This window comes from Pseudomonas monachiensis (genome assembly GCF_047345015.1).
Taxonomy (GTDB): Bacteria; Pseudomonadota; Gammaproteobacteria; order Pseudomonadales; family Pseudomonadaceae; genus Aquipseudomonas; species Aquipseudomonas monachiensis.
In genome coordinates this window covers 3,594,402-3,609,498 of record NZ_CP178857.1, presented here as the reverse complement: position 1 = coordinate 3,609,498, position 15,097 = coordinate 3,594,402, and the positions used below count along the sequence as shown (strand labels likewise).

15 protein-coding genes and 1 pseudogene are annotated in these 15,097 nt (G+C 60.5%); 10 read left to right on the top strand and 6 right to left on the bottom strand.

Annotated features, from left to right (window positions below; translation table 11 throughout):
* Nucleotides 1-108 precede the first annotated feature (108 nt).
* The gene (locus ACMDB8_RS16060; RefSeq protein WP_056727419.1) at nt 109-825 is read left to right on the top strand and encodes a class I SAM-dependent methyltransferase; all 717 of its coding nucleotides are present in this window, start codon (nt 109-111) and stop codon (nt 823-825) included.
* Nucleotides 826-955: 130 nt separating this feature from the next.
* Here ACMDB8_RS16060 and ACMDB8_RS16055 read toward each other — a convergent pair whose 3' ends face one another.
* Nucleotides 956-1,795, bottom strand: a complete 840-nt coding sequence (locus ACMDB8_RS16055; protein ID WP_409078703.1) for a 5'-nucleotidase, lipoprotein e(P4) family — start codon at nt 1,793-1,795, stop codon at nt 956-958.
* 169 nt (nt 1,796-1,964) lie between these two features.
* A complete protein-coding gene (locus ACMDB8_RS16050; RefSeq protein WP_409078800.1) occupies nt 1,965-2,273 on the bottom strand; it encodes a hypothetical protein in 309 nt (102 codons plus the stop codon).
* A gap of 291 nt (nt 2,274-2,564) precedes the next feature.
* On the opposite strand from ACMDB8_RS16050, the gene ACMDB8_RS16045 reads away from it, so the two are divergent.
* A complete protein-coding gene (locus tag ACMDB8_RS16045) occupies nt 2,565-3,017 on the top strand; it encodes a cupin domain-containing protein (protein WP_056727414.1) in 453 nt (150 codons plus the stop codon).
* Nucleotides 3,018-3,030: 13 nt separating this feature from the next.
* Here the strand turns inward: ACMDB8_RS16045 and ACMDB8_RS16040 are convergent, their stop codons facing one another.
* Nucleotides 3,031-3,918: a LysR family transcriptional regulator gene (locus ACMDB8_RS16040; protein ID WP_056727412.1), complete on the bottom strand. Its 888-nt coding sequence runs from the start codon at nt 3,916-3,918 to the stop codon at nt 3,031-3,033.
* A 215-nt stretch (nt 3,919-4,133) separates the two neighbouring features.
* Between ACMDB8_RS16040 and ACMDB8_RS16035 the strand changes: the two genes are divergently transcribed.
* From ACMDB8_RS16035 to ACMDB8_RS16010, 6 genes are all read left to right on the top strand, one after another.
* Entirely contained in the window at nt 4,134-5,534 is a 1,401-nt protein-coding gene (locus ACMDB8_RS16035; protein WP_409078704.1) for an MFS transporter, read from the top strand.
* Between the two features lie 157 nt (nt 5,535-5,691).
* The gene (locus ACMDB8_RS16030; protein WP_409078705.1) at nt 5,692-7,695 is read left to right on the top strand and encodes an aminotransferase class I/II-fold pyridoxal phosphate-dependent enzyme; all 2,004 of its coding nucleotides are present in this window, start codon (nt 5,692-5,694) and stop codon (nt 7,693-7,695) included.
* A gap of 27 nt (nt 7,696-7,722) precedes the next feature.
* On the top strand, nt 7,723-8,505 hold the full coding sequence (locus ACMDB8_RS16025) for a transporter substrate-binding domain-containing protein (RefSeq protein WP_223541814.1): 783 nt from the start codon (nt 7,723-7,725) through the stop codon (nt 8,503-8,505).
* 184 nt (nt 8,506-8,689) lie between these two features.
* Nucleotides 8,690-9,403 (top strand): ABC transporter permease, encoded by a 714-nt coding sequence (locus tag ACMDB8_RS16020; RefSeq protein WP_056727405.1) that lies wholly within the window; start codon nt 8,690-8,692, stop codon nt 9,401-9,403.
* 18 nt (nt 9,404-9,421) lie between these two features.
* On the top strand, nt 9,422-10,120 hold the full coding sequence (locus tag ACMDB8_RS16015) for an ABC transporter permease (RefSeq protein WP_056727404.1): 699 nt from the start codon (nt 9,422-9,424) through the stop codon (nt 10,118-10,120).
* Nucleotides 10,120-11,124 (top strand): DMT family transporter, encoded by a 1,005-nt coding sequence (locus ACMDB8_RS16010; RefSeq protein WP_223541813.1) that lies wholly within the window; start codon nt 10,120-10,122, stop codon nt 11,122-11,124. Before ACMDB8_RS16015 ends, ACMDB8_RS16010 begins: the two co-directional genes overlap by 1 nt.
* Here the strand turns inward: ACMDB8_RS16010 and ACMDB8_RS16005 are convergent.
* Nucleotides 11,080-11,565 (bottom strand): annotated as a pseudogene (locus ACMDB8_RS16005) (TetR family transcriptional regulator C-terminal domain-containing protein); the annotation flags it as partial. The gene ACMDB8_RS16010 and the pseudogene ACMDB8_RS16005 sit on opposite strands and share 45 nt — an antisense overlap.
* 171 nt (nt 11,566-11,736) lie before the next feature.
* Between ACMDB8_RS16005 and ACMDB8_RS16000 the strand changes: the two are divergent.
* Complete coding sequence (locus ACMDB8_RS16000) at nt 11,737-12,753, top strand: M14 family zinc carboxypeptidase (RefSeq protein ID WP_409078706.1); 1,017 nt, start codon at nt 11,737-11,739, stop codon at nt 12,751-12,753.
* Between the two features lie 198 nt (nt 12,754-12,951).
* Here the strand turns inward: ACMDB8_RS16000 and ACMDB8_RS15995 are convergent, their stop codons facing one another.
* Both ACMDB8_RS15995 and ACMDB8_RS15990 read right to left on the bottom strand, forming a co-directional pair.
* On the bottom strand, nt 12,952-13,311 hold the full coding sequence (locus ACMDB8_RS15995; protein ID WP_409078707.1) for a DUF6124 family protein: 360 nt from the start codon (nt 13,309-13,311) through the stop codon (nt 12,952-12,954).
* Between the two features lie 393 nt (nt 13,312-13,704).
* The gene (locus ACMDB8_RS15990; protein ID WP_409078708.1) at nt 13,705-14,073 is read right to left on the bottom strand and encodes a type 1 fimbrial protein; all 369 of its coding nucleotides are present in this window, start codon (nt 14,071-14,073) and stop codon (nt 13,705-13,707) included.
* A 263-nt stretch (nt 14,074-14,336) separates the two neighbouring features.
* Here ACMDB8_RS15990 and ACMDB8_RS15985 point away from each other — a divergent pair, with 263 nt between their 5' ends.
* Nucleotides 14,337-14,795 carry a hypothetical protein gene (locus tag ACMDB8_RS15985; RefSeq protein WP_409078709.1) on the top strand — a complete coding sequence of 153 codons (459 nt, stop codon included), beginning with the start codon at nt 14,337-14,339 and terminating at the stop codon, nt 14,793-14,795.
* Nucleotides 14,796-15,097: the final 302 nt, after the last annotated feature.

The window sequence follows — 15,097 nt, the reverse complement described above, 5'->3', positions numbered from 1 at the left end:
ACTCTGAGCGGTTTGGTATTCTCGACAGGAATTCAATATATGAAATTAATGAATTTCTATTATCGCTGTTTATGACCTAAGTTGATTCAAGGACATGGAGAACCGCCCTTGAAATCATTAACACTCAACTCAGCTGAAAAGTTCGATAACACACGGGCCAATGAGTACGGACGACAGAGCCGAATTGCACTGGCAGGTTATGACGCCTGTCAGGACTTGGTGGCGTGCATGCTCGCGGCAAGCCTTGGAAATATGGGCTCGGCAAAAATACTGGTAGTCGGCGCTGGCGGTACGGCGCAGGAGATAATCGCGATGGCCAGGCTTGAGCCGGGCTGGCATTTCACCGCAGTTGATCCATCTGAGCCGATGCTTGAAACCGCGAAACAGCAGTTAGCCGTAAACAACGTGCTCGAAAGAACGGACCTGCATCTGGGGCACGTTGAAGACTTGGCGGCAGATGAGTCCTACGACGCAGCCACTTTGATCGGTGTACTCCATCATCTCGACGGGAATGATGCCAAAGGACAAATTTTACGATCCATTCGGGCTCGTCTGAAACCGGGGGCTGCGCTGATTGTCGCCGGCAATCAATATGCCTATGCCAGCCAGCCGTTACTCCTCGCTGCCTGGGGGCAACGCTGGCGGCAGCACGGAGCCAGCCCGGATGAAGTGAAGGTCAAGCTTGGTAAAATTCTTCAAGGAGCTGACCCTCCACATTCTGAGGCGGCGGTGCAGAAGCTTTTGCATGACGCGGGTTTTGGGGACGCTACGCGTTTTTTCAGCAGCCTGTTCTGGGGTGCTTGGTTGACGTGTAAATCAGTCTGAACAGCGATGTGATAGGCCGTTTCTGGCCGATTATGGCTGTCGCGACCGAGAAAAAGTGAGAAAACCCGTCTCGTTATGGGGGCGAAACGATGGTTGTCGCCCCCTGAAGCCTTGACCAGACCTAGCCCTGTTATTGCTTAAGCTGCCAGGCTGTAGAGCCGGCCGCGGCCTTGAACTTCGCGCGGTTTTCCGGCGTGGCCGGTGGTTCCGAGTCGCCAAAAATCGCTTTGAGCCAGTGGCCATCGGTCGGGTTCGGGAAGATGATGAACTTGCGACCGAACTGCTCCTTGTCTTCGATCATGAGGCTATTGCGTTGTTTAACGTCAGCAACGTAGTACTTGCGTTTGAAGTCGTTGAGGTTGTCACCCAGCATCACCACGACATCGTAATCCTTGGCGATCTCTGATTGACGTGGCTCCTTGTTGGAGCTTTCACGATAAACCGTCAGGTGTTTATCATCGGCAAACGGAAGATTGTTTTTCCGAAGATTCGCCAAAGCGTATTCGAAGGTTTTTTCGCCCTGGTCACGGCTGGTGACGTAAAAAACCTCAACGCCCTTTGATTGCGCATAGCTCAAGAAATCCACCGCGCCAGGCGTGGCAACCGGACCATTGTCGGCCACCCATTTATCCCATGCGGCGTCGTCGAAAAACTCTTTGTCGGCATTGATCATATAGCCCCAATAGCTGTTGCTACTGAGCACGGTGTCGTCGACATCGCTGATGATCGCTAACGGTCGGTCACCCGCTTTGTGGGCCTGGAGGGCTCGATCCAGCTGCATTCTTGCTACGTTGAACCCTTGATAATAAAGCGCTTCAAACTCGGCGGCGGTTTGCTTCCAGGCAACGGCAGCCGTTAAAAGATTTGAAGGTGGGCTGGCGACGTCCTCGGCAAAGCTGGGAGTCCCATGAAGCATCAGCAGAGAGAGGAACAAGGGGGAGATTAGGATTTTCTTTGTTTTTATTTTCACATTCGAGCCCTTAGAACACGGATTGAACAACTGTGGAAAATGCTGCCAAGGTGTTCTATATCAGCCCGTGTTTGAGCTCAATGCGGGTGTCGCATTTCTAGATCATTCGGGCGTAATTCCTGTCATTTATCTGTAATAAATTCGCAATGAGCTGAGTGCAGCACCCGTGTCAGGAATACTTGCGAGTGACCGAACGAGCGCTTTTTGGCCGATTCTGTTGAAAAAGTCGGTTCTTCCAGACCGCCTGCATACGGACCGCTGACAATGCCTTTTTTTGCGCGCCGCTACGCGAAATCTGAGCCGGGAGTCCTCCGCTCAATGCAAAGATTTTAATCTCAAGCGTGTACTTTTCTACCGTGAAAACCATGGCCGACTTTTCAACAGAATCGGCCGATCCGTGCTGCTCGACCCAGTTCGACAGTTCCAGGATGGCAGCTTCCAGGGCGAGCAGGGAAGGGAGTAGGTCAGAGTTTGGCATCGCGAATTCTCCGTGGAGATTTCAACGTAGCAACGGGCAATAGTGCATGAAGGGACTGGTGTTCGGTCGGCAGGACGCCGGAGAGGGGGTACGCAGACATAAAGCTGTCATTGATGGTATGCCCTCGGCTGTGGGTTTGTATCCGCAGGTATCCGCAACGCCCGCCGTTACCCGGGCATACAAAACCGCCGTTTCCCGACACCCGGGCGATACACGGCGGCCTTCCAATGGAACCACCGGCATCGCGCCAATTTCGGCGCGACCTGGCGTGGTTCAACTGGAGGAAAGACAATGTTGCGTACCCACACCCGTCACACCCTCGGCAAGCTTGGTCTGGTCCTGGCCGCCGCCGGGCTCGCCACCTTCGCGGGTTTCTCTCAAGCCCAGGAAGCTCAGCCGGCCCCGGCGATGAAAAGCTGGCAGCAGGGCCTGCATCGCACCGACCTGGTACGTGAAGACTTGGGCGCCGCCAACCGCGAAGTCCTTCAGGTGCTCGTGGACTTCGATCCGGGCGTGACGTCGCCCAGACATGCTCACCCCGGTGTCGAGGTGGCGCACGTGATCAGCGGCACCTTCGAGTATCAACTGGAAGGGCGGGCACCGGTGACGCTCAAGGCCGGTGATTCGTTGTACATCCCCGAAGGCGTTGCCCATGTGGCGAAGAACGTGGGCCAGGGCAAGGCTTCGGAGCTGGCGACCTACATCGTGAACAAAGGCGAGCCGCTGCTGATCCTGAAGGAGTAGGCGCGCTACCGGGTCATTGCGAACTGCAAACCTCCCACACACAACCGCGCAGCCAGCGATGCGCCGGGTCGGCATCCATGCGCGGGTGCCACAGCATCGAAACCGTGATCGCCGGCGTGGGGAACGGCAGGGCAAAGCAGTGCATCCCCTGGCACAGGTTGCCGACGTGCCGCTGCGGTACGCTGGCGACCAGATCTGAAGCCCGCGCCAATGCAATCGCCGAAGAGAAGCCGGCGACAATGGTGGCGATGTCGCGCCTCAGTCCCAGCTCGTTCAAGGCGTCGTCCATGACGCCTTTTTCGTGGCCCCGGCGCGAGACCAGGATGTGCCGGGCGGCGGCATAACGGACCGCTGTCATCTCGCCGCGAGCCAGTGGATGGCCCTTGCGCACGACGCCCACGAACCGGTCGCGAAACAGCATCCGGGTCCGCACTTCCGGGCTGGTGGATTCGCCGATCACACCGGTTTCCAGGTCCACAGAACCTTCGCGCAGCAGGGTGCTGTCCTTGTTCAGCTTCTGCACGAAACTCAGGCGCACACCAGGTGCGTCCTGATGGAGGCGGGCGATCAGGGGCGGTCCGAAATTTTCCACGAAGCCATCGCTGGTGCGCAGGGTGAAGGTGCGCACCAGTTGGTTGAGGTCCAGTGCCTCGGCGGGGCGCAGCACGGCTTCGGCGTCCTGTACCAACAGGCCGACGCGCTCACGCAGCTCCAGCGCCCGGGGCGTGGGAACCAGTCCGCGCCCGGCCCGCACCAGCAGCGGATCGCCGGTGGTTTCGCGCAACCGCGCCAGCGCCCGGCTCATGGCCGACGGGCTCAGGCGCAAACGCTTTGCCGCGCGGGCCACGCTGCCTTCTTCGAGCAAGACGTTCAGGGTGATCAACAGATTCAGATCGGGCATCGAATCAATTCCTGTGGGAGCGGGCTTGCTCGCGAAAGCGGTGTGTCAGCCAACGTTAATGGTGAAGCTGACGGCCTCTTCGCGAGCAAGCCCGCTCCCACACTGGGTTGTGGGTAGGTGGCGTTATATGCATGTATACAGTGCAAATGCTGCGTCTTCCGCCATGTTATGGCCAGGCTTAGGCTCGGGACAACCATTTGCGGAGTCGCGAGAAAATGAAGTCCATATCGATCCGGGGCGCCTTGGCCAGCCTGTCGTTATCCATGCTGCTGTCGTCCCTGGGCACCAGCATTGCCAGCGTGGGTTTACCGACATTGGCCGAGGCGTTTTCAGCGTCGTTCCAGGCCGTGCAGTGGGTGGTGCTCGCCTACTTGCTGAGCATCACCGCGCTGATCGTCAGCATCGGCCGGCTCGGCGACCTTCTGGGGCGGCGGCGCTTGCTGCTGATCGGCATTGCGCTGTTCACCGTCGCCTCGCTCCTGTGCGCCCTGGCGCCCAATCTGTGGCTGCTGATTGCCGCCCGGGCCTTACAGGGCGTCGGCGCGGCCACCATGATGGCGCTGACCATGGCGCTGGTGAGCGGGGCGGTGCCCAAGGAAAAAATGGGCAGCGCGATGGGCGTGCTCGGCACGATGTCGGCGATTGGCACCTCGCTCGGCCCGACCCTTGGAGGTTTTTTGATTGCCAATCTGGGGTGGCAGGCAATTTTTCTGGTCAATGTGCCGGTGGGTGTTTTGGCGATGGGGCTCGCGCTCTACTTTTTGCCGAGTGATCGCAGTGAGAAGAAGGCGGATCGAGCGGGCTTCGATGTGCCCGGCACGCTGGTGCTGGTTCTGATGCTGCTGGCTTATGCACTGGCGATGACCCTTGGGCGTGGCACCCTGGGGCCGCTGAACATGACGCTGTTGCTGGTGACGGTTTTCGGGCTGGGCGTGTTTGTATTCGTCGAGCACACGGCCGAGTCGCCTCTGGTTCGATTGACGATATTCCGTAACTCGCAGATGAGCGCGGGATTGGTCATGAGCATGCTGGTGACCACCGTGGTCATGGCGACCATGGTGGTAGGGCCGTTTTACCTCACTGGCGCACTGGCGTTGGATGCAGCGAGTGTCGGGCTGGTGATGTCGACGGGGCCGTTGGTGGCGGCGCTGGCAGGCGTGCCGGCGGGCCGGTGGGTCGATCGTTTGGGCACGTATCGAGCCAGCACGACTGGATTGATCGCCATGTTGACCGGCGCTTGCATCCTGCCGGCCTTGCCAATGACGTTCGGTGTGCCCGGCTACATCGTGCCGCTGGCTGTCATTACCGCCGGTTATGCGCTGTTCCAGGCGGCCAACAATACCGCCGTCATGCTGGAAATCGAGGCGCGGCAGCGTGGTGTGGTGTCCGGATTGCTCGGCTTGTCGCGCAATCTCGGATTGATCACGGGCGCCTCGGTCATGGGCGCGGTGTTCGCCTTCGGCACGGCCAGCGGCGATATCCTGCAGGCGCAACCCGAGGCCATCGCGCAGGGGATGCGGTTGACGTTTGCGGTGGCTGCGGGGCTGATTCTCGTGGCCCTGGTGCTGGGCGCGATCAGCAAAATCGTTTCACGTCGCTTGATTGCGCCGTGCTGAAAAACGGCGCGACTGTCGTGAAAACGACCTGTTTGCGCTGAACGCGAAGCCTTGCGAGTTTTCTATTGAACGAGTGTTCAGTCTGGACTATGTTGGGGGCCACCTTCCCCCGGCTGGTTGCGGGCTTGCGTTTCTTCAATTCGAACGAGGCACTGGCATGCGGTTTTCACCCTTTGTTGAACGGATCAGTGGCCAAGGCGTTGCCGCCTGGGATATCCACTACGCGGCCAGCGCGGCACAGCGCAAAGGCGAGGACGTGATCATCCTCAGCGTCGGCGACCCGGATTTCCCCACCCCCGATTTCATTACCGATGCCGCGATCCACGCCTTGCGTGAAGGCGATACCCACTACACCGAAATCGCCGGTCGCCAGGCCTTGCGCGAGGCCATTGCCGGCCGCTACAGCCAACTGATCGACCGCGAACTGCAGGCGTCCAACGTCATTCTCACGGCCGGTGCGCAGAACGCCTTGTTCGCCACCTCGATGTGCCTGCTCGGTGCCGGCGACGAAGTGATTGCCTTCGATCCGATGTACGTCACCTACGAAGCCACGCTCAAGGCGTCCGGCGCCACGCTGGTGCGGGTGCCTTGCGCGGCGGACTCGGGTTTCCGCCTCGATGCCGCCGTGCTGGCCAAGGCCATCACCCCGCGCACCCGGGCGATTTTCTTCTCCAACCCGAACAACCCCACCGGGGTGGTACTGGGGCGCGAAGAGCTGCAAGCCATCGCCGAACTCGCCATCGCCCATGACCTGTGGGTGGTGGTGGACGAGGTCTATGAGAGCCTCGCCTACGAGCGTGAACACTTGAACCTGGCGGCGTTGCCGGGCATGGCCGAGCGCTGCGTGGTGATCGGCAGCCTGTCCAAATCCCATGCCATGACCGGTTGGCGCATCGGCTGGGTCGTGGCCAATGAAGCCCTGGTCAATCATGTCGAAACCCTGGTGCTGAGCATGCTGTACGGCTTGCCCGGGTTTGTCATGGAAGCGGCGCTCAAGGCCGTGCAGTCCCATGACGACGTCACCCATGGCATGCGCGAGATCTATCGTCGGCGCCGCGACCTGGTGGTATCTGGCCTGGCGGATTGCCCGGGCATTAGCGTGCTCAACCCCGATGCCGGCATGTTCGTGCTGGTGGACGTGCGCGGCACCGGCCTGACCTCGCTGGAGTTCGCCTGGCGCCTGCTGCGCGAGGCCGGTGTCTCGGTGCTCGATGCGGCGGCATTCGGTGAGCCGGCCCAGGGGTTTGTACGGCTGTCGTTCACCTTGAGTGACGAGCGCCTGGCCCAGGCCTGCCAGCGCATTCGCGGCTTCGTCCAGGTGCTCAACGGTGAAGCGCCGCGGCCGGTGATCGGCACGGTGACCAGCACCGCCACCGTCGAACCGGTCGCCGCCAAGACCATGATCGAGGTCGATGGCCTGCACAAACGCTTCGGCAATATCGAAGTGCTCAAGGGCGTTTCCCTGACCGCCCGCGAGGGCGACGTGATCTCCCTGATCGGTGCCAGCGGCTCGGGCAAAAGTACCTTGCTGCGCTGCATCAACATGCTCGAAGTGCCGGACCAGGGGCGCATCCTGGTCGATGGCGAAAGCATTCACCTCAACCAGAATCGTCCCGGCGCTCCGCTGGTGTCGGACGCCAAACAGCTGGTGCGCATCCGTTCCAGCCTGGGCATGGTGTTCCAGAACTTCAACCTCTGGCCCCATCGCACGGTGCTGGAAAACCTTATCGAAGCGCCGACCCAGGTCCTGCGTGAAAGCCGTGCGGAGGCCACAGAGCGGGCCGAAGCCCTGCTCGAACGCGTAGGTCTTGCGGCCAAGCGCAACGAGTACCCGGCGTTTCTCTCCGGGGGACAGCAACAACGGGTGGCCATCGCCCGGGCCCTGGCCATGCGGCCCAAGGTCATGCTGTTCGATGAACCCACCTCGGCACTCGACCCGGAACTGGTCGGGGAAGTGCTGCGGGTGATCCGCTCCCTCGCCGAAGAAGGCCGGACCATGATCCTGGTGACTCATGAAATGGCTTTCGCACGCGATGTCTCATCCAAAGTCGCCTTTTTGCATCAAGGGCTGATCGAGGAAACCGGTTCGCCGGACGAAGTGTTCGTACACCCACGCAGCGAGCGTTGCCGACAATTCGTCAACGCTCATCAGACTCGCTAACTCATCATAAAAAGACGGGAAAACAACATGGGAAATCGACGTTTTGCAAACTGGTTGACCGGTGCGGCCTGCGTAATGCTGGTCGGCATGAGTGCTGCTCAGGCGCAACCGATCAGGTTCGCGGTGGCAGCGGAACCCTATCCGCCGTACACCGAAAAGCAGGCCAACGGCGTGTGGAAAGGTTTTGAAGTCGACCTGATCCACAAGCTGTGCAGCGAAATGAAAGCCGAGTGCGAGATCAAGGAAGTGGCGTGGGACGGCATCATTCCATCGTTGCTGGCGAAGAAGATCGACGTGATTTTCTCGTCAATGTCGGTGACCGAGGAGCGGGAAAAACAGATCGCCTTCAGCAAGGCTTATTACGACTCGGTGATTGCCGTCGTCGGCCCGAAAGAAGCATCGGTGAAGAAATACCCGGATGACCTCAAGGGCAAGATCATCGGCGTGCAGAACTCGACCGTGAGCGCCAGCTACCTGAAGACCTACTACGAAAAAATTGCCGACGTTAAGTACTACGACACCCAGGACTCGGCCAACGCCGACCTGATTGCCGGGCGCATCGACCTGATGATGGCCGACGGCACCGCCATGGCCGCGTTCATCAAAACCCCGGATGCCAAGGACCTGGCCTACCTCGGCACCGTGCCTTATGACCCGATCTTCGGCAAAGGCGTTGGCGCTGGTTTGCGCAAGGACGACACCGAACTCAAGGCCAAACTGGACAAGGCCATCCAGGAATTGCTGGCGAGCAAGGACTACGACGAGCTGTCCCAGAGCTACTTCGGCACCAGCGTGAAGCCTGCGTTCTGATGGCTGGCTAAACGCAAGTCCTGAGGAAAAGCAGATCCCTGTGGGAGCGAGCTTGCTCGCGATAGCGGTTGTTCAGTCACCATTGATGTTGACTGGCATGGCCTCATCGTCGGAACGCCGCCCGGAGCAAGCTCGCTCCCACAGGATCCGGCGGTGTGTTCACGACCGCATACTGGAGACTGAAATGCCGGCAATGTTCGATCTGATCAATTTCACCGAGCAGGGATGGGGCAGTGCGCTGTTGAAGGGTCTCTGGATGACCCTGCAGATTTCCGCCGGGGCCTTTGTGCTCGGGCTGGCCATCGGGCTGGTGGTGGCGTGCCTCAAGCTTGGCGCGCCGAAGCCGATTGCAGCGCTGATGCGTGGCTACACCACCTTGTTCCGGGCTGTTCCGGAGTTGCTGCTGATTCTGTTGCTGTACTACGTCGGCTCCATGCTCCTCAATTCGCTGATGACCCATCTCGGCTACGGCGTGGTCGATGTCAGCGGTCCGCTGGCGGCCATCGTGGTGCTGGGGCTGGTGCAGGGCGCCTACGCCTCGGAGATTTTCCGCGCGGCGATCCAGGCGATTCCCTTCGGCCAGATCGAAGCGGCCAAGGCGTTCGGCCTCAACGGTTTCGGCCTGTTCCGCCGGGTCACGCTGCCGATCATGGCGCCCTATGCCATGGCCGGGATGGCCAACCTGTGGATCAACCTGATCAAGGACAGTGCACTGATCAGCGTGGTCGGCACCAACGAGTTGCTATACACCGCCAAGCAAGGCGCGGGGTCGACGCGCCACTATCTGTTGTTCTACCTCACGGCTGCGGCGCTGTATTACGCAGTGACTCTGGTGTCCAACTACCTTTCGGGACGGTTGGAGCGACGCATTCGTCGCTGGATGCCTCTTGTTGACTGAACCGGCAGAGAGAATGAAATGATTCCAGCGTGGATAGTTGAATACGCGGCACTATTGGGCCGGGGGCTGCAAACCACCCTCACGATTTTGTTGATCGCCAGTGTGTTGGGTTATGGCCTGGCGGTGTTGGTGGCGCTGGCGCGGATCTCGAAAAACAAGGTGATCGCCAAGGTCAGCCTGTTCTACACCAGCGTCACCCGCGGCACGCCGTTGCTGATCCAGATCTACATTTTCTACTACGGCCTGGGCAGTCTGTTTGCCCAGTTCCCGCTGATTCGCGGCAGTTTCCTCTGGCCCTACCTGCGCGATGGTTACTGGTACATCGTGTTTGCCCTGGTGGTGTCGGTGGGGGCTTATGTTGGCGAAGTGATTCGCGGTGGCCTGCTGGCGGTGCCCAAGGGGGAAATGGAAGCGGCGTCGGCCTTCGGCATGACGGCGCGCCAGTCCTTGCTGCGGGTGCGCTTGCCCCGGGCGATGCGCCTGCTGTTACCGACCCTGGCCGGGGAAACCGTGATGCTGCTCAAGTCCACGGCGCTGGCCTCGACCATCGCCGTGATCGATCTGCTCGGCGCCGCCAACGTGGTCCGCGCACAAACCCTGCAAGTGTACGAACCCTTGTTGCTGGTGGCCGGCGTCTACGTCTGCCTGACGTTCCTGATCGAGGCGCTGTTTGCCTTTGCCGAACGGCGCGGAACGCCCGTACGCAGGTCGGCCTGATGAGTTCTTCAACCGTTGACCGCTCGCTGCAAGGCATCGGCCTGTGCACTTTGGGCTATGCGTTCCTGGCGTTGCAGGATGCGGTCATCAAGTGGCTGGTGGCCGACTATTCGGTGGTTACCATTCTGTTCTGGCGCGCCGCGGTGGTGGTCGTGGCGGTGCTGCTGGCGGGGCGCCTGCGCCTGATCCAGCGGGCCTGGCGCTCGCCGAGCCGGCGTCTGCTGGTGGTGCGCGGGTTGCTGTCGATTGTCGCCTGGGTGCTGTACTACACGGCGGCCCGGGACCTGACTCTGGCCGAGATGACCACCCTGTATTTTTCCGCGCCGATCATGGTCACGGTGCTGGCGGCGGTGATTCTCAAGGAGCGCGCCGGCGGCTGGCAGTGGTTCAGCCTGATCATCGGTTTTGTCGGGGTGGTCATTGCCTGTCGTCCCGACAACATGACCGATCCGTTGCCGATCGTCCTGACCCTGCTGGCGGCGATGTGTTGGGCATTCACTTACATTCAGCTGCGTCAGGTGGACGAGCAGACCTCGGTGCTGGAGCAGATGCTGATCACCAACGTGGTGTTCGTGATTTGCATGGCGGTCGCCTTGCCCTGGACCCACACGCCATCACCGACGCCGGCCTGGCTGGGCATGCTCGGCGCCGGCCTGGTGGGCGGCATCGGTCAGTTCCTGTTGTTCGCCAGTTTCCGCCGCGCCACCGCGACCTTGCTCGCGCCGTTCGAATACACCGGGCTGATCTGGGCGTTTGCGCTGTCGAGCCTGATCTGGGGCACGCTGATGGACATGTCGCTGATGATCGGCGCCGGGTTGATCGCGGTCAGCGGCACCCTGGCGATGATCTTCGGCCGGCACCCGTCACAGGACGTCGTCGGTGCTGAATGCTCCGTGACGCAGCCCCTTTATCCAGCAACGGCAGATGTGCAGGCCGTTGGCGGCGCTGAAGGTCTCGGGGTTCAGGCACCACTCGAGCCAGAGACCGTCGAGCATCGCCGATAAGCCGATGGCGGCCAGGCGCGTGTCGTGAATCACGAAACCTTCGCTGGCGGCCAGCCCGTCGAGCAACTGGCGGATCAGGTCGAGGTAGGCGCGGTAGCTTTTTTCGTGGGACTGGCTGACGTGTTCGGAGTGACGGATCAGGCTCCAGAACACCACCCACACGCCGAGCAGTTTCGGGTCCATGACCCTGGGCGAGAACGAGCCTTCCAGGAAAGCATCGATCTTTTGCGCCGGTGTCTGGGCCTGCTCGATTTCCTGGAGCAGGGCGGTGGTCAGTTCGCTGGCGAGCCGCTGGTAGGTGTCGGCGATCAGTGCCTCGATGCTGCCGAAGTGATGGTTGAGCAACCCCACGGAAACCCCGGCCTCGGTAGCAATACGCCGCACGGAAATCCCGGCGTGACCGTCGCGGCCCAGGCAGCGCAGGGTGGCGGCCACCAGCATTTCGCGACGGTCTTCGGGTTCGGCGCGGCGGTTTTTCGGGGCATCGGTTGTCACAAGGCTGTCCTTGGGTGAGGTTCCACGATGCCGAGCTTAGTTGAACGTCTGTTCAATCACCAGCTTCGGCAGCAGCGATACAACGTTTTTCAAGGTTCATGACGGGAGTGAAAGCCAATGCCGCAGGATATTTCGTTCAGTGTTCGCAACAACAACGGTGACGCCGTGCGGGTCGGTGCCTGGCGCTATGCAGGCGACGGCAGCGGGCCAAACGTACACCTGCAAGCCGGCGTACATGCCGATGAAATCGCCGGGATGCTGGTCCTGCACCTGCTGATGCAACGGCTGCAAAACGCCGAGGCCCAGGGCCGGCTCAAAGGCAACATCACCGTGGTGCCCCAGGCCAATCCGCTGGGCATCGGGCAGTTTCGCCAAGGGCGGATCCTCGGCCGTTATCACGACGCCACCGGGCAAAACTTCAACCGCGCGTTCGACCAGTCGGCAGCCATGGAACGACCTTCGACCTGCGTCCAGCAATGGCAAAAGCAACTGGTGCAACTGGCTGCCCCGGCCGATGTGATGCTCGACCTGCACACCGATGACGAGGCCTTGCCGTACCTCTACGTGCACCGCAGCTTCTGGCCCCGTGGCCGCGAACTGGCGGCGGCGATGAAGATGGACGTGGCGATCATCTGGGATGACGGCGGCGATGGCTCCTTCGAGGAAACCATCATTGCCCCGTGGATACGCGACGGAGTCACTGCGGGGCGCATGGCCGCGACCCTGGAGCTGCGCGGGCAGGGCGATGTCAGCGACCGTTTTGCCGAGTCGGATGCCGAAGGGCTATACAACTGGCTGTGCGGTTGCGCTGTCATCGATGAACCAGTGGCGCCCACGGACTGGCCCGTCGAAGCCGTGGAAATGGGCCACATGGAAACCATCGTCGCCCCGCAACCCGGGGTGCTGATCTTCGAAAAAGAGCTGGGGGATTTCGTCGAAGAAGGCCAGCGCTTTGCACGGATACTCGGGCGGCCGGGCGACCCGTCCACCGAAGTGGTGCTGCACGCCGAACAAGCGGGGCGCCTGGTGACGCGCTATCGCGATCGCCTGATCCCCCAGGGCATGGGCGTGGCGAAATTCACTGGTAGCCGGGTGTCGAGAAACTGGAGTGGCGGGTTGCTGGACCCGAACTAGAGATGGCCCAGCCAACATCAAACACACAAAACCTGTGGCGAGGGAGCTTGTCGGAACGCTGCACCGTCCCGCTGGGTCGCGTAGCGGCCCCCCGCTTTTCTTCAGTCAGACGGTGCAGTCAGGTTTTGCGACGGCTTCGCCGCCGAGCGGGGGCAATGCCCCTCGCCACGGGGGGAGTGTTAGTCACAGATTCAGTGTCTATGCGGGCGGGTCGATTTGGTCCAGCACCCGATTCGCCGTGATCTCCGCCAGCATCACACTGTTGGAAATCCCCAGCAGGGCATTGCGTGATCCGCCGTCCAGATGATCCACCAGCTGATGCACCATCACATCGACCGAGGCCAGCGTTTCGACCAGATAAACCACCAGGGTTTCGGTCGTGGCTTCGGGGTCAACGGTAAACAGGTGGCTGGGTCTGCGCGGCGTGGCTTTGATGTCGGCAGTCGACGGGAAGTGGAAGGCGAGTGCGCGTTCGGCGGCCTCGTTGAGCGTTTTTGAATCGGGTTCGTATGGGGATGTCGGATCGGTGTCCGGCGGGTTGGGGGTGACCTTGAACATGGCTGTCTCCGCTTCATGGTTGAAGCTGCCACGTTCGTTTCCAGGCGAAGAGGTGGCAGCTGTACGCAGGCTGGAAACCCGGGGAAACGGCAACCCGGTAGACCCGAAGGTCTCCCGCGCACAGCCGCCATAACGGAGTGCACACTTAAAAGCGCGCAAGCATAGGTTATGAAGGGCGCAGTTGCGCCATTTTCATTTCGGGGTTTCCAGACCCGACCACTGATGGGCAGTGGCGCGGAAACGATAGAGACCAGGGGCAGGGCGCACAAGCCGGCGGATTCTGGCGTAACCGTAGGCAACGACGCAAGGTCTTGTAGCTCTCAGGAAATAACCTACAGCCTCTTTAAACAAGTGCTATTGCTCAGATGCAGACGCTCTGCGCGCACCCCGTGATCAAGGCATGCTGAGGGTAACCAGATAGTCTCCGGAACGGATCGGTAAGCCTGCGTCATCCATCAACACAAACCGTTGATCGTAATATCGGCTCTCCCGACCACTGTCAGCGAGCAGTTTTACGTTGACGCTGGATTGACCGACAGCGCTCACACTGGCGGTTGGTGCGATGCTGTTTGCCTCAATCCCCATCGCACGACTCTGGGCAGGGCATTGGTAAAGTCCGAATGTGCCATCCGTCCCCACGCGTGACTGACAGCCCGGCTCGACAATGCTGCCTTGAAACCTGATGGTGCCCGGCGCCGCCAGGCACGCACCACTGAGGGCGAACAAAAGACTCAATCCCGCTGCCATACGTTTGCCGTTCATGCCTGACGCTCCTTGAGTTGTAAGGTCTAGGTCGTCAATGAAGGGTAGTCGCTTGAGGCTTTTGTTGTATCGCCGTGTATCAAGGCACCACATCTTCGTACAGCCATACAAAACCAGCGCTTCACGGATACAGCCGGGATACACCACCGAGGCCAAATAGACCTGGCAAAGCGAGGTGCACAACGCACCCCGCAACCAGGTTTATCAACCCTTGTGGTACGACCAATAACGGTCCCGCCGCGCAAATGATCCGGAGTATCAACATGACTCGTATCCAGTCGAACAAAACCCGTATTGGCCTGATCGCTGTTGCACTGGTCGGCGGTATCAACTTCACGTCCTCCGCGTTTTCCGCCGAAGCCTTGCCTCAGGGCTACCAACTGGCTTCCGCGGAAAAGACCAGCGAAGGCAAGTGTGGCGAAGGCAAGTGCGGTGCCGAAGCCAGCGCGCAAAAGACCCAGGCCGAGGGCAAGTGCGGTGAGGGCAAGTGCGGCGATGCATCTTTTGCGCGTACCGACGCCGATCATGACGGCCGCGTGTCGCTCAAGGAACTGCTGGCGGTGGCGCCCAAGGGCACTGAGGAATTCAAGGCGATGGACACCAACGGCGACGGCTTCCTTTCCGAAGGTGAGGTGTACAAGTTCCGCACCAACCAGTTCACCTCCAATGGCAAGAAAGTGCCGACCGAGTTGTTTACCAAGTTGAGCCAGGCTAAAGACTGATTAGCCGCAAACAAAAAACCCTTCCTGCGGTGATACGCAGGAAGGGTTTTTTGCGTGGGCAGTACTGGTTTGGTTGTCAGGCGCGAAATTGCATTCCGCTTGACCACCGATTGCATCGGATTTGACCCGCAGGCTTTGTAATCATGACCGGCAGAGAACGGCCAATAGCGGCCGTTGGCGAGTGCCTGTTTCCGCCCCAAAGCCGACGCTTGACACCGCTCCAAATCCCCCCATCCTTCCAGTCGCGACACCAGAAAGCGTTCGCCCCCTATCTGCCTTCGACGCCGAAGGCACCTTCGAAT

Excerpts from the sequence above, each read along its gene's own strand:
- ACMDB8_RS16050 (WP_409078800.1), bottom strand. The coding sequence starts at position 2,273 with ATGCCAAACTCTGACCTACTCCCTTCCCTGCTCGCCCTGGAAGCTGCC.
- ACMDB8_RS16045 (WP_056727414.1), top strand. The coding sequence starts at position 2,565 with ATGTTGCGTACCCACACCCGTCACACCCTCGGCAAGCTTGGTCTGGTC.
- ACMDB8_RS16040 (WP_056727412.1), bottom strand. The coding sequence starts at position 3,918 with ATGCCCGATCTGAATCTGTTGATCACCCTGAACGTCTTGCTCGAAGAA.
- ACMDB8_RS16035 (WP_409078704.1), top strand. The coding sequence starts at position 4,134 with ATGAAGTCCATATCGATCCGGGGCGCCTTGGCCAGCCTGTCGTTATCC.
- ACMDB8_RS16030 (WP_409078705.1), top strand. The coding sequence starts at position 5,692 with ATGCGGTTTTCACCCTTTGTTGAACGGATCAGTGGCCAAGGCGTTGCC.
- ACMDB8_RS16025 (WP_223541814.1), top strand. The coding sequence starts at position 7,723 with ATGGGAAATCGACGTTTTGCAAACTGGTTGACCGGTGCGGCCTGCGTA.
- ACMDB8_RS16020 (WP_056727405.1), top strand. The coding sequence starts at position 8,690 with ATGCCGGCAATGTTCGATCTGATCAATTTCACCGAGCAGGGATGGGGC.
- ACMDB8_RS16015 (WP_056727404.1), top strand. The coding sequence starts at position 9,422 with ATGATTCCAGCGTGGATAGTTGAATACGCGGCACTATTGGGCCGGGGG.
- ACMDB8_RS16010 (WP_223541813.1), top strand. The coding sequence starts at position 10,120 with ATGAGTTCTTCAACCGTTGACCGCTCGCTGCAAGGCATCGGCCTGTGC.
- ACMDB8_RS16000 (WP_409078706.1), top strand. The coding sequence starts at position 11,737 with ATGCCGCAGGATATTTCGTTCAGTGTTCGCAACAACAACGGTGACGCC.
- ACMDB8_RS15995 (WP_409078707.1), bottom strand. The coding sequence starts at position 13,311 with ATGTTCAAGGTCACCCCCAACCCGCCGGACACCGATCCGACATCCCCA.
- ACMDB8_RS15990 (WP_409078708.1), bottom strand. The coding sequence starts at position 14,073 with ATGAACGGCAAACGTATGGCAGCGGGATTGAGTCTTTTGTTCGCCCTC.
- ACMDB8_RS15985 (WP_409078709.1), top strand. The coding sequence starts at position 14,337 with ATGACTCGTATCCAGTCGAACAAAACCCGTATTGGCCTGATCGCTGTT.